This is a genomic window from Rhodanobacter glycinis (assembly GCF_006438785.1).
GTDB classification, from domain to species: Bacteria; Pseudomonadota; Gammaproteobacteria; order Xanthomonadales; family Rhodanobacteraceae; genus Rhodanobacter; species Rhodanobacter glycinis_A.
In genome coordinates, this window is the sequence record NZ_RCZB01000001.1 from 818824 (window position 1) to 838998 (window position 20175).

Consider the following 20175-nt stretch of genomic DNA (forward strand, 5'->3'; position numbering starts at 1 on the left):
CCTCACCAGTCCGTCGGCTTGTAGTTCTTCAGGAACTGCCCCCACACGTGCTCGCCGGTGTTGATGCCGCTGATGATCGGGTCGACGATGCGCGCGGCGCCGTCGACGATGTCCAGCGGCGGGTGGAAGCGTTCCTCCAGCACCTTCTTCGCGGCCAGCTCGGCGGGATCCTCGTCGGTCACCCAGCCGGTGTCGACGCTGTTCATGTGGATGCCGTCGTTGTGGTAATCGGTGGCTGAGGTGCGCGTCATCATGTTCAGCGCGGCCTTGGCCATGTTGGTATGCGGGTGGCGGGTGGTCTTGAAGCTGCGGTAGAACTGGCCTTCCATCGCCGACACGTTGACGATGTGCTTGTCGCGTTCGGGCGTGCGCAGCATCAGCGGCTTCAGCCGCGCGTTGATGATGAACGGCGCGATCGCATTCACCAATTGCACCTCCAGCAATTCCACCGACGGCACCTCGGCCATCAGCAGCCGCCATGAATTGCGCTCGCGCAGGTCGATCTGCTGCAAGTCCTGATCGAGCCGGCCCTCGGGGAACAGGTGGCTTTGCGCCAGCAGCTCCTCCGGCAACAGCGGCAATTGCGACAGTTCGGCAGCGCGGGTCAGGCCGGGAATGCTCGATTCGCGACCGGCGAGCGTGCTCGACGATGCGCCGGCTTCGGGCAGGATGTTCGAGCCGCGCAGGCCTTCGTAGTGGCCGACCAGCTTGCGCACATGTTCGGGCATGTCATGCAGCGCAGCCGTCTCGCCGTCCATCATGTGCGCGTAGAAATCCGGCGGACGGCGCACGGTCTGACAGGCATTGTTGATGATGAAGTCCAGCCGCGGCCGTGTGGCGACCAGTTCCTGGCAGAACGCTTCCACGCTGGGCGTGTGGCGCAGGTCGAGGCCGTAGACCTGCAGGCGGTGGCCCCACTCGGCGAAGTCAGGCTCCTCGGCGTAGCGCGCGGCCGAATCGCGCGGGAAGCGCGTGGTGACGATCAACTCGGCGCCGGCGCGCAACAGCTTCAGGCCGGCCTGGTAGCCGATCTTCACGCGGCCGCCCGTCAGCAGCGCCACGCGACCGCGCAGGTCGACCAGCTCGGTGCGCTTGGCGTAATTGAACGCAGCACAGGCAGGACACAGCTGGTCATAGAAGAAGTGGATCATCGAGTACTTCTGCTTGCACACGTAGCAATGCTTCGGCTCGATCGATTCGCGCGGTTGCGTGGCGTCAACCGCGGGGTCGACGTCGTGTGCGTCGAAGCCCAGCGGTACAAACACGTTCGGCGTGGTGAACACCGGCTTGCGGCGCAGTGCGCGGATGCCGGTCTGGTTGAGCACGTTGTCCTCGGCCTGGATCTTCGACGCATGCCGTGCTTTCTCGGCCGCCTTCAGCTGGATCCGGCGGGCGACCGGATCGGGGTGATAGGCCTTTGCCACCGCCTGGTGCAGCCGCTGGCGGTCATCCGCCGGCAGCCGGTCCAGCAGTTGCCGATCGGCCGCCACCGATTCCAGCAGTTCCGCGGCGGCGCGCAGACGCTCGAGCAGGGCCGTATCCGTGTCATCCGGCGGAGGTGTGGTGGCCGTCGTGATCGTCAAGAGTGTCATCCGTCGTCGAGTGGGGTGGCGCACAGGGCGCCTTCGTTACAGGCAGCGGGGCGGCATCGCCGGCCGCCAACCGCGTATTTTGCCTGTTCCGGCCGGATTTCGGGGGAAACGGGTCATGCGGCCCGGAGCCGCTGCAGCCATATAGTCGCACCCGCCGCAACCGCGGGGTGCCGATACTGCAGGCCACCGCACACTTCGATGGCATGGCTCATGCAAAAGTGGCGGCGTGGCTGTCCAGGCGGGACGGCATGAATATCCCCGGGGGACATGGCGCCAGCGGAGTTGCGCGCCATGACCACCCACAGCGGCGAAGGTTGTTTCGTGAGTGTGCAAGTAGCAGTTGCTGTGAATGAGCAAGCGGCCGTACCGGCCCCGTCTGTCGTTGTTTCAACCCCGGCCATCGACCTCATGCTTGGGGATCTGCCCACCGCGCATCGTGCTCCACCGATCGGGCGCCGGATTGCCGGGCAGGGCTGCCATGGCGCGAGAAAGTTTTCCGGCACGGCAGGCTCCACCGCAGTTCCGCGCGCGCCCCGCATCCGCTTTGTCTACTTCCCGACGACCGACGGCAACGATCGCTGGACGGCCTGTCATCAGCATCTGGTCACAGCCGAAGTGCTGCTTGATCGCGTGCTGGCCGCCCATGCGGCCGGGCTTCGCCCGATGGTTCCGGCACTCGACCATGCCGCCGAGGCGCGTGCGATGGTGCGGCCGCCGCACGGGCTGTTCCATGCCGCCACGCTGGAGTACCGCCGCTGGTACCACGCGGACGGCACCGCGCGTGCGCAACCGCTGACCCAGGAAGCTCTCGCTGCACAGTTGACTGCCACCGAAGGCCTGTCGATGGAGGAGGCGCGGCATCGCGCCGCCCGTCGCTCGCATGCGCTGCCGGCTGCCGATCAGGCGTGGCTGATCGATCGACGCCACACCCCGCTGCAGCAGCGTCCGCTCAATCAGGCCGAGTTCCACATCCTGGTCAACGCCATCGATGGGGTCTGGCACGCTTGCGCCGGTGCATCGCATGGCGAGCACGCGAATCGCCAGATCGCATTGCGCGTCGCGGCGATGCTGGGCAGCCTGCTGGACGAATACGTTGCCTCGCCTTTCACGGTCGACGCCCTGGCGCAGGCCTTCACCGAATGCCATCTCGGTCATTTGCGCCAGACCATCGAGAATTCGCGCCAGGCGGAGTCCGCCTCGGGCGTCCTGCTGACCGGTCCCAAGGCATGGTTCGCCGCCAAGGCCGCGCGCATGCGGGCCGAACACCAGATCGGGCTGGCCATGTCGCCGAAGGTATTCCCCGAACTGAACCTGACTGTGCGCCCTGTGATCGCCGTCGTGGGCGGCCGGCTGCGCACATTCGTGCACGGCTGGCGGCGTGGCGACTCAAGTGTCGCAGCGGCTGCACCGGTGTTCACCGCGTTCGGCTGAACGCCGGTCACGGGAATCAGCGGGCGCTGCGATAGCTTCCGCTCCGAAGTCGGCGAACGTTGTCGCCGCAGCTTTCCTCGACAGCACTCCGACATGTCGACAGCGGCGTACCATGCAGCGGTGGATGCATGCATCTGCATGGAGGGGTTCCGCTATGCCCGATACCCGGCAGGTGCCCACCGTCGAGTCGACGGATGTGCTGTTTATCGCGGTCTATGCGCGTCTCAAGGCGATGGCTGCGCGGCAACTGGCCTGTCGCCGCAACGCCACCCTGGACACCACCGAGCTGGTGCACGAGTTGTACCTGCGCATGGGTCAGCGGCAGTCGCTGCAGTTCGAGCATCCGGCCCAGTTTTTCAGCTACGCCGCGCGCGCCATGCGCCACCTGCTGATCAATCGCGCGCGCGATCGCCTACGCCTTTGCGCTGGCGGGCAGTGGATGCGGGTGACGCTGGACGATCGCGACCTGAAACTCGCGCTCGACACCGCCGAGCAGGCACTGGCCCTGGATGCCGCGCTGGATACGCTCGAGCAGACCGATGCGCGTGCCGCGCAAGTGGTGGAGTTGCGTTTCTTCGCCGGGCTCAGCCTGGAGCAGGTCGGTGAAACCCTCGGACTGGCCCGGCGCACCATCGACCGGGACTGGCGTTTTGCCCGCGCGTACATCAAGGCACGCATGGAATAGAACGGGGTGCCTTGCCGGGGCAAGGTCGCAGTTGGCGCGCAGTTGGGGTTTATCGAAGGCAGGGCATCGCGGGGAGAGTCTGTCGTGGAATCCACACCGTCACTGCGCGACCTGTTCGAGGAAGCACTCACGCTGCCCGCTGCGGCGCACGCGCGCCTGCTGGCCGAGCGCTGCCCGGATCCTGTGCGGCGGGCCGAGATCGAACGCATGCTGGCTGCCGATGCTGTCGAAGGCGAGTTGCTGTCGACCGGCGATGCCGTCAACGCCGCGCGCGTCATCGGCGATACCAGCGTCGTCGAAGCGATGCCTGCCGGCAGCTACATCGGTCCGTTCGAACTGGTCGAGGTGCTCGGCGAGGGCGGTTCGTCGACGGTGTTCCGCGCGTTTCGCGATGCCGACAGCGTGCGCCAGGAAGTCGCCATCAAGCTGCTGGCGCGTGGCCTGTATACCGCCGATGCCCAGCGCCAGTTCCGCCGCGAACGCGAGGCGCTGGCGCGGCTGCGCCATCCGGGCATCGCGCGCCTGATCGAGGGCGGGATCACCGATAGCGGCCACGCCTATATAGCGCTGGAGCTGGTCGATGGCTTGCCCATCACGCGCTACGCGAGCGAGCACGGCCTGGATCTGCGCCAGCGGCTGGTACTGTTCCTGATGGTCTGCCGTGCGGTCGAGACGGCGCACCGCGCACTGATCGTGCATCGCGATCTGAAGCCGTCCAACGTGCTGGTCACCGCCGGCGGCCACGTCAAGCTGCTCGACTTCGGCATCGCCAAACTGCTCGACGAGGACGCGACCGATGCCATCCGCACCCAGCATCGCGCACTCACGCCGGCCTATGCCGCGCCGGAGCAGTTCGCGCAGCAGCCGATCACCACCGCCACCGATGTGTATGCGCTGGGCATCCTGCTGGACGAGCTGATCACCGGGTGCCGACGCGCCGCCGGCGATACCGGCACGCCATCGTCGCGCATCACGCCGCCGTCCATCGTCACTGCTTATGGTCCGGGGCAGGCGCTGGCATCGGTGGCCTCGATACGGCGCAAGCTGCGCGGCGACCTCGACAACATCGTGCTGAAGGCCACCGCCACCGAACCGGAGCGTCGCTACGCCTCGGCCGGTGCGCTGGCCGAAGACATCGAGCGCCATCTGGACCGCCAGCCGGTGCTGGCGCATCCGCCGTCGCGCTGGTATCGCGCCGGCAAGTTCGTGGCGCGGCATCGCGGTGGCGTCGTCGTCACGGGCGTGTTTCTGCTCGCGGTGCTCGCCGCGCTGGGTATCGCGCTGTGGCAGACGGGCGTGGCACGCGAGCAGGCTGCACGCGCGAACACGGTGCGTGATTTCCTGGTGTCGGTGTTCCAGTCGGCCGGGGCCGACCTGCCGAAGGACCAGCGACCCACGCCGGAGGATCTGGTCAAACAGGCGGCTTCGCGCCTGATGACAAGAAACAATGTGCCCGAGGCCGTGCGCGTGGATCTGTTGCTGACTCTGGCCAAGGTCGCGCGCAGCGTCGGCTCGACCGACCAGGCGCTGGCGCTGCTCGACCGCGGCGAGCCGATCATCGACCAGCTGTATGGTCCGCGCGATACACCATGGTGGGATGCCCGCGTCCTGCGCGCCCGCGTGCTTGAGGACGGGGCGCACGACATCGACGTCATCCGCCTGCTGCAGCCCCTGCGCGCCGAGCTGCTCACCCGCCGAGACACGATCGGCATCGAGGGCCTGCGCGCGTTGGGCAATGCGCTGCTGCACAACGGCCGTATCGATGAGGGCCTGGCGCTGCTGGATCAGGCCCGCGAGACCGCCGCGCATGCGCAACTGCCCGATGCCCAGCTGTCGGCCTCGATCGACGAGGCGACCGCGCTGCTCGATGCCGAGCACTTCCGGGCCGGGCTGGCACGGGCCGATGCGGCGCTCGCCCTGTGGCAATCCAGCGGCGCACGGGCCAATCCGCGCATTCTTGATCTGTACGAGAGCATCGCGCTGGGTGCCGAGGCCGGCGGCGACATGGTGCGTGCGGAGAACGCCTATCGCCAGGCGATCACGCTCGGCGATCGCTTCTTCGACAAACCCAATCCCGGACAGGCGTGGAACGTGGGCATGTACGGCTCGTTCCTGATTGCCCAGGGCCGTTTTGCCGAGGCCGAACCCTACGCCACGCGCGGGCTTGAGCTACGCCGCCGTGTGTTTGGTGGCGATGATCCGCGCACGCTCTACGCAGTGGCCGGCATGGGCAAGTTGCGTTATGGCCAGGGGCGCTACCAGGACGCGGCCGACTGGTACACCCAGGGTATCGACACCTGCCGGCGCGTCGCGCTGCACAAGCTGGTATGTCCGCGTTTGCTGGGCCTGCGCGGGCTTGCCTACGGCGCGGCGGGGCAGTTCGTCAAAGCCGAGGCGGACATCCACGCCGCGCTCGACGCGCAGCGTGCCTTTGGCGGCGACAACAACCCGAACTACGCGTATGTGCTCGAACAGCAAGCCAATCTGCAGCTGCGTCAGCAACGCTACGCCGAGGCAATCGCCACCACCGACCGCGTGCTGGCGATCTATCGCGCGGCCAAGGGCGGCATGATCCAGCGCGAACTGGGCACCCGCCTGGTGCGGGCGCAGGCGTTGTTCGCCCTCGGGCGCAACGCCGAGGCATTGACCGAGCTGCTCGATATCGCGCCGAAGTACGCGGCGATGTTTCCCACCGGAAACTCGCGTTTCGACATCACGGCCCTGGAGGCGCGCGCGCTGGCGCGTGCCCATCGCACCGGCGAGGCTGCGGTTGCCGCGCGTGACGCGCTCGCCATCAAGGCAACGCCGGCGACGCGGGATGCACAGCTCGTCGAGGAACTCACGCAGCTGGCGTCGGGAAAGTAGCCAGTGCCCCGAGGCCCCGCCAGGCGGGGCGCCACCTGAGCATGACCTGCCGGATCCGCCTTGTTTCATGGCCGGAGCCGTGCGCGCGGGCGCATGTCGCAGTTTGCCGCCAAGCGGTGTTTCTCGTCATGCCACGTCCGCAAAGGTCGGAGGCAGGGGCAGGGGCCGCGCAACGACAAACCGAGGGGAGACATCGTCATGGAGCTTTACCGCATTAACCGATCCGCCGTACGCCAGCGACTGACTGCTGCTGCCGTGCTCCTTCTGTTGGCGGGTGCCAGCGTCACGCCGGTCCAGGCGGCGAATAACCAGTCGCCGCACGCCAGCCCGCTGATCACCACCGATCCCTCCGGCACGCTGCAGACCCATGCACCCGGCGACAGCATCGACAACAGCAACCCGTTCTTCCAGAGTTTCGGCACCAACGGCCGCTCGTGCGACTCCTGCCATCGCCAGGCGCAGGGCTGGTCGATCACGCCGGATGAGTTGCGCCAGCGCTTTACCAGGACCAACGGCAACGATCCGATCTTCGCCCTGGTCGATGGTGCGAACTCGCCGCTGGCGGATGTCTCCAGCGTCTACGCGCGGCGCAATGCGTATTCCATGCTGCTCAGCCGCGGTCTGATACGCGTCGGCATGCCGTTGCCGGCGAATGCCGAATTCCGCCTAACCCGCGTCGACGACCCCTACGGCTACGCCAGCGCACGCGAGCTGTCGCTGTTCCGCCGTCCGCTGCCTTCCACCAACCTGATCTGGCTCACCGCGGTGATGTGGGACGGTCGCGAGACCGCCGCGCCGTTCAAGCCGCCGATGGATGCCGGCATCAATCACGAAGACCTGCTCGAAAGCCTCGCCACGCAGGCGCGCGATGCGATCGTCGGCCATGAACAGGCCGGCGCCGCACCCAGCGCCGCCGTCATCGACCAGATCGTCGATTTCGAATCGCATTTGTTCACCGCCCAGCTCGCCGACCAGGATGCCGGCCGGCTCAACAACGACAATGGCATGGGTGGCGCCAACATCGTCGCCCAGCAACGCTTCTGGATTGGCATCAACGACACCCTCGGCAACGATCCCACCGGCGAGTTGTTCGATGAAAAATCCATGCGCCTGTTCGATGACTGGAATGATCCCAATGCGCAGTTCAGCCACGACGCCCGCGGCCGCGCGCGTGCCGCCATCGCCCGCGGCGAGCAGTTGTTCAACACCCTGCCGATCGCCATCAGCGGCGTGGGCGGCCTCAACGACGCGACCGGCCTGCCGGTCATCCATGGAACCTGCACCACCTGTCACAACTCGCCCAACATCGGCAACCACTCGGTAGCCTTGCCGATCAACATCGGCGTCGCCGACGCCAGCCGGCGTACCTTGGACATGCCGCTGTATACGCTGACCAACTACAGCACCGGCCAGACCGTGCAGACCACCGATCCCGGCCTGGCGTTGCGGACCGGCAAGTGGGCCGACATCGGCAAGTTCAAGGGGCCGATCCTGCGCGGCGTGGTGGCGCGCGCGCCGTACTTCCACAACGGCTCGGCGGCGACGCTGGGCGACGTGGTCGATTTCTACAACACCCGCTTCAACATCAACATCACCGCGCAGCAGAAACGCGATCTGGTGGCTTTCCTGTCGGCGCTGTGAGGGAAGTCGCAACGCGAGAGGCCCCGCATCGCGGGGCCTCCCTTTTTGCCGTTTAACCCGGACCCGTGCGAGCACCGTGTCAACCCATCAGCGCCTGCCATCTCGGACAGGAGTTGCTCTCAGAGTGCCACGGCGAACTTCACCATGACCTGGCCTGCCTTGTAGCTGTGGTTGAACTGGTAGTCGTAGGTGCCGGCCAGCGACCAGCGATTGCCGCCGGCGATCAGCAGGCCCGCGCCCAGCTCGGCCAGATCGCGGCCCGGCTTGACCCCGGTGGCGGTGAACGACGGCCCGCCGCTGGCGAACTGCGCGCTCTCGCTCACGCTGCGGCCGCTGAACGAATGCAGCCAGTTGACATGCATCTCGGGGCGCACGGTCAGGTCACCGGAGGTGGCCAGGTCGCGGGAGAATTTCACGCCCAGGCCGGACTGCAGGAAATGGTACGTCTGCGCATCGACTGCCAGATTGACCGAGTTGCCGCCGAACTCGCGGTAGCTTGGCATGTTCATGCGGGTGTACTGCACAGTGGCGGTCGGCGTGATCACACTGCGCCCATCACCGACGTAAAAGTGGTAACCGGTAGCACCAAACGCGGTGTACTGATGACCGCTGTAGTCGGCGCGTGCCGTCTCGTCGATCCCCGGGAACGCGACCCGGCGCGAGCTGGAATAATCATCCAGTCCATAGACCAGAGCCCCGTTGACGAACCACGGGCCCGGCGCATAACCCAGATAGGCGGTGGCCTGGTAGGAACGGATATGGCCGCGGCTGGCCGAGTCGAGGCCGTCGAGCGTGGAGCGGGCGTATCTGACGCCGACACCGGCCGTGGTCGCCTGGCTCAGCGGGAAATCCACACTGAGCATCGCGCCATAGCTGTTGTCGGTATAGCCCTCGTAGCCCTGCTTGCCGCGCTGCGTGCCTGCATAGCCGAACGCCGCGCCCCACACCTGTGGACGTCGCTTGTCGGACTGGCATGCCGCGGCGTCATCTTGACGCGGCCGGTTCCGCTCATCGGTTTGGTCGCGCTGGTCGCACGATGGCTGGATGGCTTCCATATGCTCGGCCCACAGCCCCTGGAACTGCTGGGTGACGCGATAGCTCGCCTGCGGCGAGGCGAGGCTGACGGCACTTGGCTGAAGCTGCGCCAGCGCATCGGCAACGCCGGCGGCATCCGGCAGCAGCGTGATCGCCGTCAGCAGCGGCGCGGTGCCCGGTGTCAGCGGCAGTGCGTCGATGACCGGGGCGATGATCGGGGCGGTCGGATTGGTTACCGGGGCTACCACCGTCGCCAGCGGAATCTGCGTCGCGATGATCTGCACCTGGCCGTTCGTGGTGGGAGCGGCCGAAAACAGATAGCGCGTGGTGTTGCTGGTCGCGGTCACGGTGCTGCCATTGGTGCCGCTGGTGGCATCGACGATGTTGAAAATGCTGCCCACCGGGATTGGCCCGGTGACCGTCACGTTGACCTGCAGCGCGTTGCCGATGGTAGCCGCGCCGACCGGCACGATCTTGCCGTATAGCGATGGACTGAAGATCGTGGTGTTGATGGTGCCGGCCACCGGAATCTTGAAGGCGCCTGCCACATTGAGCGTGTTGGTATCGAGCGTGTAGGCGGCGGAATTCGCCTGGCCGGTAATCAGCGCATTGCCGCCGACCACGTTGATCTGCTTGAGCCCGCTGGCGGCACCCACGGCACCATCCAGAATGCTGTTGGCCTGCAGCGTCAGCGTGCCGGTACTGGCGCCCGCCGTATTGGTGATGGCGGCCTTGACGGTCTGGCCCGCGCCGACATTGATGAAGCCGTCACCGGCAAAATCCATCGTCGATCCGGTGTTGCTGATGAAGCCGCCGTTGAAATTGACCGTGCCGGTGCCGGCCACCGAGAACGTCGTCGAGTAGACCGGGCCGTTGAAGGTAACCGTGCTGGCATTGGTGCCGGCGGAAATGTTGAGGAAGGTGTTGCCGGTCGAGCCGACGAAGCCGGTTACCGTCGAGCTGTTGCTGAACAGGACACTCGCGGTATTGGCGGCATCGGTGGTGATCGCGCCACCGGGGTCATTGCCCGTGTTGATGTCCTGCGCGCCCACGGTGAGCAAACCGGGGCCTTGCGTATCGACGCCACTGGCCACGCCGACCGGATTGACCACACCGGGCAGCACGACGACTTCGCGCGCCACGGTCATGGGCAACCAGGCCACCATGGCCGAGCCGAGGAGGGGAATGAGGAGTGTTTTTTTCACGGGGATGTCCTGCAGGGTGTGCGAACGAAGCTCGCGGTAGTGCTTGGCCCACTGGGTCAGCAGGTGCGGAACGCTCGTCAGTCCCCGTTTGGCGTATCACCCCGGAGGTCAACGTGTGACTTGAAAACGAGAACAACTTTCCTCGCCACGACGGACGTAGTGCCCGCGCAGTCGATGCTGTGGCTCTGGATGACGACCGACACAGCGCACTGTGTGCGGCCGGCTGTGCGACCGCGAATGCCTTGCGTCAGGTGGGTGGGTGCGAAAAGTAGCCGGCTCTGTCCTGCTGCCCTGGCCGCATCATTTCGCGAAAAATGTTGAAGTGCTCTCATCCACTAGGCACTGGCCCGCGTGATGCGGGCGTGCAGGGCACACCTGCCGCGCATCCGCGACATACCGCGTTCACTCGCAGGACATCTGCAACGACAGAGACTTCATGGTTTGAACCACGGGAGCTGCAGTGCATCACGGCCATGCGATTGAACGTTCTTCCAGCCGGCGCGGATTGCGCCGATACCTGACGCCATGCAGCCTGTGGCTGGTCGGCTGCCTGGTGGCGATGGGCTCGCATGCACATGGCGCCGGCACGCCATCCACTGCAAGTGCGCCAGCCCCGGCAAGTGCGCAAGGGCAGGCGGCCGGACGGTTGTCCATCCAGCTCAACAACGACCGCATGACGCTGGCGATCACCAAGGTGCCGCAGGTCTATCTCTATGGCGTCATCGACGCCGACGCGCCGCAGCGGTTCGAGTCGATGGTGGCGGAGGGCAAGATCCCGCGCGGCTCCGACATCTACCTCAATGCCTCCAGCGGCGACCTGCGCGCCGGCATGGCGCTGGGGCGGCTGTTCCGCAAGGACGCGATGGTCACCCACCTGGGCACGCCACGGCGCAGCCGGCTTGCCGCGAAGGTCAGCAAGACGGCCACCTGCGCCGGTGCGTGCAGCTATGCGTACTTCGGTGGGCTCTACCGCTGGGCGCCCACCGGCAGCGACCGTTTCGGCCTGCCTTCGTCGCATGCGGTGGACGTGCAAGGCGCGGACGATGTCGCCGCCTACCTGAAGGAGATGGGTATCGACCTCGGTGCCTTCACCGCGAGCCTGGCGACAGCCCGCGATCCGGTGCTGTGGCTGACCACCGACCAGCTGATCTCGGCGGGGCTGGCCAACAACGCGCGTCTCCCGCTCACGGTACGGTCGTTGCTGGTGTCGCCGGCGCCTTCGGTGACGCTCGACCAGGTAGACCGCAACGGCCGCCACCGGCTGGTCATCCAGTGCCGGCCCGGCCAGCTCACGATCACCTCGTTCGACATGGTCGGCGCCGCCGCTGCGCGGGAGATCCTGCGCCGCGGCACGCGCGCCTATATCGAGATCAACCGGCAGGAGACGCTGCTGCAGCCGCCCGGCGGCGCCCGCGTCGTCAACGATTCGCTGACGATGATGCACACCTATCCGCCCACCCAGATCGGCCACCTGCTGCTGGCGCGCACCATCGGCGCCTGGGTCGACGGCAAGAACAAGTCGTTCCGCAACGGCTTCGTGTTCGAGCTCGACCCGGTCAGGGAGGACTTGAAGAAGTATTTCAGCGCGTGCTGGAAAGCGGCGCCGTGGCCGACGGACTGAACGTCCCGCCGGTGACGCCGAAGGTCTTGCGACATGGCCCCCGCCTGTTGGGCAGTCCATGGTGTGCACACACGATTCCTGACACTCCCCACACGCCAAGTCCGATGCTCCAGCCACGCCCATAAAACGTGCCGCTTCGCGGGCCGGAGCCTGGCAAGCCGGGCAAGAAGCTCGGCGTGCCGAGCAAAAAGCCCGGAGCGCCGAGCTGATGAGCTCGACGCGTCAGGCAAATAACCCGGAACGCCGAGCAAATAACTCGGGGCGTCGAGCAAAAAGCTCGGAACGCGGAGCAAAAAGCCCGAAGCGCCGAGCCAGAAGCTCGACACGTCGAGTGGATGTGCTCGGCGTGCCAGCCAAAAAGCTGCAAGCGTCGAGTACGAAGCTCGGCGAGTCAGGCAAAAAGCTCGGCAAGCCTGGTAAAAAGCCCGGATGGCCGGGTGGCAGTCCCCTCGTTTGGCGAGACCATCTGGCCATGTCAGGCCCCGCGTCCCGCATGGCACGCCGCCGGTCCGGGCGGCTGGGCGTTGCAGAGCTGCGGCGGCACTCCGGGTGGCAGGAAGCGGCGCCTTGCCGGCGGCAGCGTTCGACAGCCTGCGTGGCGGCGGTCATCGCGCTATGCTCGGCCGACATATTCCGGGGGGAATGGATGACCATGCAGCGCTGGCTGATAGCCACCGCCGTGACCTGCGTCGCCGCTACAGGCTGTAGCGAAGCGCCACAAGGAACGACGACGCAAACCGAACGCCAGCCGCAGGCTGGCCCGACCCATCCACTCGTCACCGCTGCCCACCTGGCCGGCGTCGAAGCCGCAGGCCTGACCGGCGACCAGCAAGCCATGCGCAGCCACATCGAAGCGATGCAGAAGGACACGATGCGCTCCATGCATCTGGCCGACCCGTCGCGCCGCATCGACCACGAAGCCGCCCGCGCCGCCGTGCGCCCAGTGCAAGGCGTGCAATCCAGCGTGTGGATCGACAATGCCAACCTGCTGGTGATGGTCGGCGGCAGCCAGTACCGCAACATGACCACCATCGACAACGTCTGCCTCGCGCTGGAACCGTTGGGCGACACGCTGAGCGTCGTCGTCAACGTGCAGGACGTGATGGCGACCACGTCGGAAGGCTCGGATACGTTGTCGCGGAATTGCCAGCTCGGGGCAGGGGAGCGGGCGATGTTTCAGCAGAAGCGGCAGGTGGATGTCCTGGACCCGGAGGTGAGGCGGGCGTTTCGGGCGCAGCAGGGTGTGCGATAGGTAGCTCTGCTCCTACAGGTTGGCCCGTTACTTGTATTTGGAACATGGGAAATTCGAAGGAGTCGACGGATGATTGAGACAATCCGCATTGCCAACGTGGCGACGTATGGCCCGGACAAGGGGGAAATGGCCAACCTTTCCGCGTTCAACTATATCTACGGGCCAAACGGAGCTGGAAAGACCACTTTGTCGAAGCTGATAAACGGCCCATCTGACGACGAGTACAAGGGCTGCAACATCGGATGGAAAGGCGGAATACCGCTGCAGGCTCTGGTCTACAACCGTGACTTTGTTGATACAAACCTCGATCCGTCTACCTCGATAAAAGGTATTTTCACCCTTGGCCATAAAAACATCGCGACAATTCAGGCGATCGAAGCGGCAAAAGAAATTCGGGATACTTGGGCCGAAAAGATTGCGGGCTTAACTGAAACGCTTCAAGGCAATAATGGTGCTGGGGGAAAAATGGGTGAGCTTAGCGCGCTGCGACTGGCGCTAAAGGAAAAGTGCTGGGAGCAAAAAAAGAAGCACGACGCTCAGTTCCAGCATGCCTTTGCGGCCCACGGCGTACGTGGTGACTCTGAAAAATTTCTTGGTCAAGTACTTCTTGAAAGCAAATCAAATAAAGCTCCACTCGAAACATTGGATGTGTTGGCGGTTAAAGCGGAAACAGTATTTGGAAAGGCTCCCGTTGCCGAACAGTTACTATCCAGCATTGCAACAGCATCACTGCTTTCCTGCGAGATAGATCCAATTCTGACTAGAAAAATTGTCGGGCGTGAGGACGTTGATATAGCAGCGATGATTAAAAAGCTAAGCAATTCCGACTGGGTAAAAGAGGGTCGTGTATTTTTTGAAGCCAACGATGGAAGTTGTCCGTTTTGCCAGCAAATCGCACCTCATACTCTGGAGCAGAGTCTTACCGAGTACTTTGACGAGGCGTTCATCAACGACACTAAGGCTATTAATGAACTGCAGATTAACTACAAAGGCGCAGTACAGACGGTGCTGCAAGTACTCGACATTCTGCTGATAAGCCCGTCGCTGTTCTTGGATACAGCAAAGATTTTTGCGAAGAAAGAGCTCCTTGAAGCCAGAACGACGGTAAACCTTCAGCGAATCGCGGAAAAGGTCAGGGAGCCGAGTAGTTCCGTTTCACTTGAATCATTGATGGATGTGCTGACTGATACAAATGACCTCATTGCAGGGACAAATGAGCAAATCGGTAGACATAATCAGATGGTTGCGGATCTGGTAAAGGAAAAGAAAAAACTGACCGATCGGGTCTGGCGATACATATTGGATGTCGAGCTCAAACAGCCCTTGGCAGACTACACAGCAAAATCCGCTGGGGTGGAGAAAGCCATCACAGGGCTGCAGGGCGGGATTGCGACCGCCAACAATGCGATTACCGAAAAGGACATCGAGATTCGTGAGCTCGAGAAGCAGACCACAAGCACACAACCTGCGGTAGATGCCATCAATTCAATCTTGAAATCCTTCAATTTCTCAAGCTTCAAGATTGTGCCGGCTGACAGCCACACATATCGGCTAGTACGGGCGAATGGTCTCGATGCCAGAAAATCCTTAAGCGAAGGCGAGAGGACCTTTGTAACTTTTTTGTATTTCTACCAGCTGCTGAAAGGCAGCGACTCCGACAGTGGGATAACAACCAATCGGATCGTTGTTTTTGATGATCCAGTGTCGAGCCTTGACAGCGACATCCTCTTTATCGTCTCTAGTTTAATCCGTGACACCATCAACGAAGTTAGGCATGGTAAAGGGCTCATTAAACAGGTCTTCGTATTGACCCATAACGTCTATTTTCACAAGGAAGTGACTTTTGCTTCAAATCGGGGCACCGGCTCAATGAACGAGGAGACGTTTTGGACCGTTCGAAAGCGCGAAGATGTTTCTGAGCTAGTCCGCCATGACGGCAACCCTATTAAGACCTCGTATGAGCTTCTTTGGCAAGATGTGAGAAAGCCCGAAAATGTCGGCTTGAGCATACAGAATACATTGCGGAGAATCATGGAGAGCTATTTCAAGATTCTGGGTGGCATTGATAAAGACAATTTGCTCGGCAAGTTTGAGGGCATCAAAAAAACGGTTTGCGCGTCCCTATTGTCCTGGGTCAACGATGGCTCGCATGGTGTACATGACGATATCTACGTAGCAGCGGACCAAGGCACAGTGGACGTCTACCTGAGGGCTTTCCACGAAATCTTCTTCCGCTCGGGTCAAGAGTCGCACTACCAACTGATGATGCGGGAAGACTATGTACCACTTCCGCCTATCGAAGCGATTCTAGAAACGCCAGTAGTGCAAATTACTTGAACCAGTCTCACTAGCTAAAAAGAGCGGCGCCGCGTTTCCACGGCGCCGCTCAAGTGCTCTGGACTGATCCTAAGCGATCAATGAAACCCGACCAGCAACTCATCCATCACCGGATCCATCTTGGCCTTGGTGCCTCGCCACTTGCCCATGTCGAATCCACCCTTGCCGTTGAGATGGTAGGTGGCCGAGGCGACGAGTCGGCCATGTTCGGTGATGCGGATCTCGGCATGCGACAGGTAGGGTTTGAAATCCCAAGAGCGCAGCGCGGTGTAGTCCACGACGTATTCGCAGGATGCAGGCACGTCCCGGTCGTAAACTTCCGCTGCAATGCCGTGCCGCTGAAAGCCGTCCTGCATGACCATGACGAAGTCGTCGACGGCCACTGCCGGGTTATTGTGGATGCAGACGTGCTTCATAGCGACGCTGGCATCGACGGGTTTCACTTTGACGCTGGTGCAGGCGGCAAGCGCCAACACCGATAGAGCTGTAATCACGTGCTTCATGTTTTCCCCTGTTTTCGGCGAACCCGATCGCCGATCATTCAGCATAGCGCGCGAACATCGATGGCTTTGACATTGATCATTGTGTAGCGGTGACGGACGTCACCAACTCACCTTCCATCATCGCCATGTGCACCAGCACACCGGCCAGGCTCTTCAGGTCCTGCGCGTTGTGTTGCGCGACCCGGCGCAGGTTTCTTGCCGAGCCGCCGCGCAGATAGGTGAGCCACGCGGCCGGTGCTTCGGCGCCGGGCAGGTCGTCTTCGCGCACCACGCCGAGCAGTTGTCGTTCGGCGGTGGCGAGGCGGCAGTTTTCCCACTGGTGTTTCCAGTGGCGGCGCACCGGGTGCAGCAGGTCGAGATGGCCCAGGCCGAGCAGCGGATTCGGCAGTCGCGCGAGGCGGTAGCGGGTGGCCAGCAGCGGTGCGTCGTAGCACTTGCCGTTGTAGCTGACGAGGACGGTGTCGTGGTCGAGCCAGCCAGCGAAGGTGCGCAGCATCGCGGTTTCGGCGGCCATGCTGGTGATGGTGAGCTGGCGGATGCGAAAGCGGCCGTCGATCCAGTCGGCGGCGCCGATCATGAAGGCGCGCGTGCCGGTGCCGCCAGCCAGGCCGGTGGTTTCGGTGTCGAAGTGCAGCAGGCGATCGTGATGGACGGGTTCCATGCGTGCGAAGGCGGCGTCGATGATCGGCGGCGGCGTGAGCCAGTCGACGATCACTTCGGTGTAGCGCAGGCCCGCCGCGATCTCGATGCCGGATACGTCGCGATCGCTGGACGGCAGCGCCGCCGGCGCGTGCTTCATTTGCGCATGCCGCTGCAGCAGCCGGCGAAGATCGGCCGAGATCGCCCGGCTGGGCGGGGCGACGCCGGCTTTGCTGGAACGTATCGGCGGGCGCGGGGAGGGCAGGTCGTTCCTTGCGGGTGCTTCGTTGCGCCGGGGACGAACGTCGGCGAGCGCGGGTGCTGCTTGTCCTGCCTCTGCGCGCAGCTGGCGCATGCGCGCGATCAGTGCGCTCACAGTGCCACCAGCAGGGCGAGCACGCGCAGGGCCAGCGCCTTGGGTGTGGTGTCGGCAACGTTGTCGCCAGCCTGTTCGTCGGCGGCGAGTATCGGGCCGACGCAGGCAGGGCAACCGGCGCGGCAGTCGCAGCGTTCGATCAGGCTGACCGACTGCGCGATCAGATCCTCGCGCCGCTGGAACAGTGGCTCGCTGTGGCCGATGCCGCCGGGAAACGCGTCGTAGAGATAGACGGTGGGGGTGAACGGCGCATCCGCTGCCAGCGCAGTGGGCTGGCCATCGCTGCCGCGCAGCTGGCCGCGTCCGCTGATGTCGGCACTGACGAACCAAGCGCCGTCGCCGCTGCCGACGGATTTCTGCAGGTCGCGTGCTTCGGCCATCACCGCCACGGTGGCGACCAGATGCAGCGCGTTGGCGGCGCCGAGGAAACCGTCCAGCGCCTGCTGGCGCTGCTCGAACGCTGACTCCAGCACCGCCTGTGGCAGCTGCCACCACACCGCGGTGGTGTGCAGCTCCTGATCGGGCAGGTTGACCGGGCCGTAGCCGATGTTCTCGTGCGAGTAGAAACGGATCTTCTTGTAGCCGGGCACGCGGCGCACCACGTGCACTTCGCCGTGGTGCGCGTGACCGCAGCCGGCGTGCGAGCTGTCGAAGCAGTCGAGCACCTTGAGTTTCGTGTAGTCGATGGCGTCGGTGTAGTAGTCGACGGTGGTGCGGGTGACGTAAGCCTTGCGGCCTTCCCAGTCCAGCCGCTCGACCTGGTAGGGCGTGGACTGGATCATGTGGATGGCGCCTTCGTACAGGGTCACGGCAGCGGCGGAGTAATCGACCTCGGCGATGATGGTCTGACGTCCGTTGGTGCGATCGACCACCACGAAGTTGCCGTCGGCGACCGAACGCAGCGACACCGCGATGGCCGGATAACTGTCGGCGATCCATTCCCAGCGATCGCCTTCGCGATGCATTACGCCTTCCTCGCCGAGCAGGTCGAGCCACGGCGTGGCGACTTCGGTGCCGAACATCTCGTCGCCGATGAAGGGCAGCTCGAATGCGGCGCAGCGGATGTGGTCGAGCAGGATCAACGGTTGATCTGGCTGGATGCGCGCGTGTTCCGGCGTGGCGCCCTGGAAAAACTCCGGATGACGCACGAGGTATTGATCGAGCGGATCGGAGCTGGCCACCAGCACGCCGAGCGAGGATTGCTGGCGCCGGCCGGCGCGTCCGAAGCGCTGCCAGGTGCCGGCCACCGAGCCGGGATAGCCGTTGAGCACGACCACGTCGAGGCTGCCGATGTCCACGCCCAGCTCCAGCGCCGAGGTGCTGACGATGCCGTCGATGGTGCCGGCGCGCATCTCGCGCTCGGCGGCGCGGCGCTCCTTCGGCAGATAGCCGCCGCGGTAGGCGCGGATGCGTGGCGGCTTGCGCGGGTCGTGGTCGAACACGTCCTTGAGGTACTTGGTCAGCACCTCGACCATCGTGCGGCTCTGCGCGAACACCAGCGTCTTCATCCCCGACTTGATCGCCAGCCGCGCGATGCGGTTGGTCTGCGAGCGGGCCGAGGCGCGCAGGCCAAGATCCGGATTCACCACCGGCGGATTCCACAGCAGCACGTGCTTGTCGCCGGTGGGCGCGCCGCTTTCGGTGACCGCGGTGACGGCGTCCTCGATCAGCGCCTCGGCGTGCTCCTGCGGATTGCCGATGGTCGCCGAGCACAGGATGAACTGCGGGGTCACGCCGTAGAACGCGCAAACGCGTTTCAGCCGGCGGATCACGTTGGCCACGTGCGAGCCGAACACGCCGCGATAGGTGTGCACCTCGTCGATCACCACGTAGCGCAGGTTCTCGAAGAACTGCGCCCACTTGGTGTGATGCGGCAGGATCGCCTGGTGCAGCATGTCCGGGTTGCTGACCACGATGTCGCCATGCAGGCGGATCGCCTGGCGCGCATCGCCGGGCGTGTCGCCGTCGAAGGTGAACGCCTTGACGCCCAGCGCACCGGCCTGGTTCAGCTCCAGCAACTCGGCGACCTGATCCTGTGCCAGCGCCTTGGTCGGGAACAGGTACAGCGCCTTGGCATGGTTCGTCATCGCTGCGGTGATGACGGGCAGGGTGTAGCACAGCGATTTGCCCGAGGCAGTGGGCGTGACGATGGCCACGTGCGCGCCCGCCTGCGTGGCCTTCCATGCTTCGGCCTGGTGGCTGTAGAGCTGGTCGATGCCGCGCGAGCGCAGGGCCTGCGCGAGTGCAGGCGGAAGGTCATCCGGCAGGGGCGCGTAGCTGCCGTCCCGACCGGGCACCACGAAGGCACCGGTGATCCGCGCGGCATAACGTTTAGACAGGCGCTGCGCCAGCGAGCGCCCATCGCCGGGATCGCGCAGCACGAGTTCGTCGGTGGCGTAGCGGTCTGGCAAGGCGTTCATGGCATGTCCCGAATGAGTCGGGGCATTAGGCCGCGGGCACGTCTCATCGTGTGAGATGGCTGCGCCGTCCTCGAAGCTCGGCGTCATCGGTCCGTGGCGCGACGCGCCCGACTTGCGGGGCCGTCAGCACTGGGAGGGCAGACGGCTCCCGCTCAGTCCGGCTGCCAGGTGACATCGATGGCGTCGGTGTTCAGCACGCCGAGCCAGTAGCCGCCCAGACGGATCCGCGCATGGCGGATCCGCTGCGTCGAGAGATCAAGCACGGTGACGTCCATGAAGCTCTGCTGGTTGCTCGAGGTCAGCCATTGATTCAACGGCGGAAAGAGTTTGCGGCGGGCCTGGAGGATCTTCAGCCCGTTCGCCGCCGCCCACGACGAAAGCATCGCGTCCTGTTGCCGGAAGTACCAGCGCAGGTAGAACGGCAGCGACAGCAACAGCAGCAACATGACGCTCACGACGAGCAATGTCTCGGCACGCATCAGGGTCCCCGGTAATGAATGTCGCGTTGACGCCCGCATGGCGGAGCGGGTCACGCCGATACAGCACGCCGATGCAGATGGTAGTGCCATGGGC

The 20175-nt window shown here is 64.4% G+C and carries 13 protein-coding genes; 7 read left to right on the forward strand and 6 right to left on the reverse strand.

The window, feature by feature from the left end; genetic code table 11:
- Nucleotides 1-2: 2 nt before the first annotated feature.
- Complete coding sequence (locus EAH75_RS04030; protein WP_428993489.1) at nt 3-1583, reverse strand: SDR family NAD(P)-dependent oxidoreductase; 1581 nt, start codon at nt 1581-1583, stop codon at nt 3-5.
- A 417-nt stretch (nt 1584-2000) separates the two neighbouring features.
- Here EAH75_RS04030 and EAH75_RS04035 point away from each other — a divergent pair, with 417 nt between their 5' ends.
- The 4 genes from EAH75_RS04035 (at nt 2001) to EAH75_RS04050 (ending at nt 8214) form a co-directional block, all read left to right on the forward strand.
- Nucleotides 2001-3023 (forward strand): hypothetical protein, encoded by a 1023-nt coding sequence (locus tag EAH75_RS04035; protein ID WP_241668880.1) that lies wholly within the window; start codon nt 2001-2003, stop codon nt 3021-3023.
- A gap of 154 nt (nt 3024-3177) precedes the next feature.
- Nucleotides 3178-3708, forward strand: coding sequence for an ECF-type sigma factor (locus EAH75_RS04040; RefSeq protein ID WP_161596271.1), 531 nt, complete (start codon nt 3178-3180; stop codon nt 3706-3708).
- Between the two features lie 84 nt (nt 3709-3792).
- Nucleotides 3793-6573 carry a protein kinase domain-containing protein gene (locus EAH75_RS04045; RefSeq protein WP_140804335.1) on the forward strand — a complete coding sequence of 927 codons (2781 nt, stop codon included), beginning with the start codon at nt 3793-3795 and terminating at the stop codon, nt 6571-6573.
- A 255-nt stretch (nt 6574-6828) separates the two neighbouring features.
- Nucleotides 6829-8214, forward strand: coding sequence for a hypothetical protein (locus EAH75_RS04050; RefSeq protein WP_206666194.1), 1386 nt, complete (start codon nt 6829-6831; stop codon nt 8212-8214).
- 119 nt (nt 8215-8333) lie between these two features.
- Here EAH75_RS04050 and EAH75_RS04055 read toward each other — a convergent pair whose 3' ends face one another.
- Nucleotides 8334-10454: an autotransporter outer membrane beta-barrel domain-containing protein gene (locus EAH75_RS04055; RefSeq protein WP_140804339.1), complete on the reverse strand. Its 2121-nt coding sequence runs from the start codon at nt 10452-10454 to the stop codon at nt 8334-8336.
- A 505-nt stretch (nt 10455-10959) separates the two neighbouring features.
- On the opposite strand from EAH75_RS04055, the gene EAH75_RS04060 reads away from it, so the two are divergent.
- The 3 genes from EAH75_RS04060 (at nt 10960) to EAH75_RS04070 (ending at nt 15664) form a co-directional block, all read left to right on the forward strand.
- The gene (locus EAH75_RS04060) at nt 10960-12075 is read left to right on the forward strand and encodes a hypothetical protein (protein WP_241668881.1); all 1116 of its coding nucleotides are present in this window, start codon (nt 10960-10962) and stop codon (nt 12073-12075) included.
- Nucleotides 12076-12727: 652 nt separating this feature from the next.
- Nucleotides 12728-13327, forward strand: coding sequence for a hypothetical protein (locus EAH75_RS04065; RefSeq protein ID WP_140804341.1), 600 nt, complete (start codon nt 12728-12730; stop codon nt 13325-13327).
- A gap of 69 nt (nt 13328-13396) precedes the next feature.
- Nucleotides 13397-15664, forward strand: coding sequence for an AAA family ATPase (locus EAH75_RS04070; protein ID WP_140804343.1), 2268 nt, complete (start codon nt 13397-13399; stop codon nt 15662-15664).
- Nucleotides 15665-15741: 77 nt separating this feature from the next.
- Here the strand turns inward: EAH75_RS04070 and EAH75_RS04075 are convergent, their stop codons facing one another.
- The 4 genes from EAH75_RS04075 to EAH75_RS04090 form a co-directional block, all read right to left on the reverse strand.
- Nucleotides 15742-16167, reverse strand: a complete 426-nt coding sequence (locus EAH75_RS04075) for an Sbal_3080 family lipoprotein (protein ID WP_140804345.1) — start codon at nt 16165-16167, stop codon at nt 15742-15744.
- Nucleotides 16168-16243: 76 nt separating this feature from the next.
- Nucleotides 16244-17182: a ribonuclease H-like domain-containing protein gene (locus EAH75_RS04080; RefSeq protein ID WP_241668882.1), complete on the reverse strand. Its 939-nt coding sequence runs from the start codon at nt 17180-17182 to the stop codon at nt 16244-16246.
- Complete coding sequence (locus EAH75_RS04085) at nt 17179-19602, reverse strand: DEAD/DEAH box helicase (RefSeq protein ID WP_140804347.1); 2424 nt, start codon at nt 19600-19602, stop codon at nt 17179-17181. The genes EAH75_RS04080 and EAH75_RS04085 overlap by 4 nt, the downstream gene beginning before the upstream one ends.
- 152 nt (nt 19603-19754) lie before the next feature.
- Nucleotides 19755-20081, reverse strand: coding sequence for a hypothetical protein (locus EAH75_RS04090; RefSeq protein WP_140804349.1), 327 nt, complete (start codon nt 20079-20081; stop codon nt 19755-19757).
- Between the last annotated feature and the right edge of the window lie 94 nt (nt 20082-20175).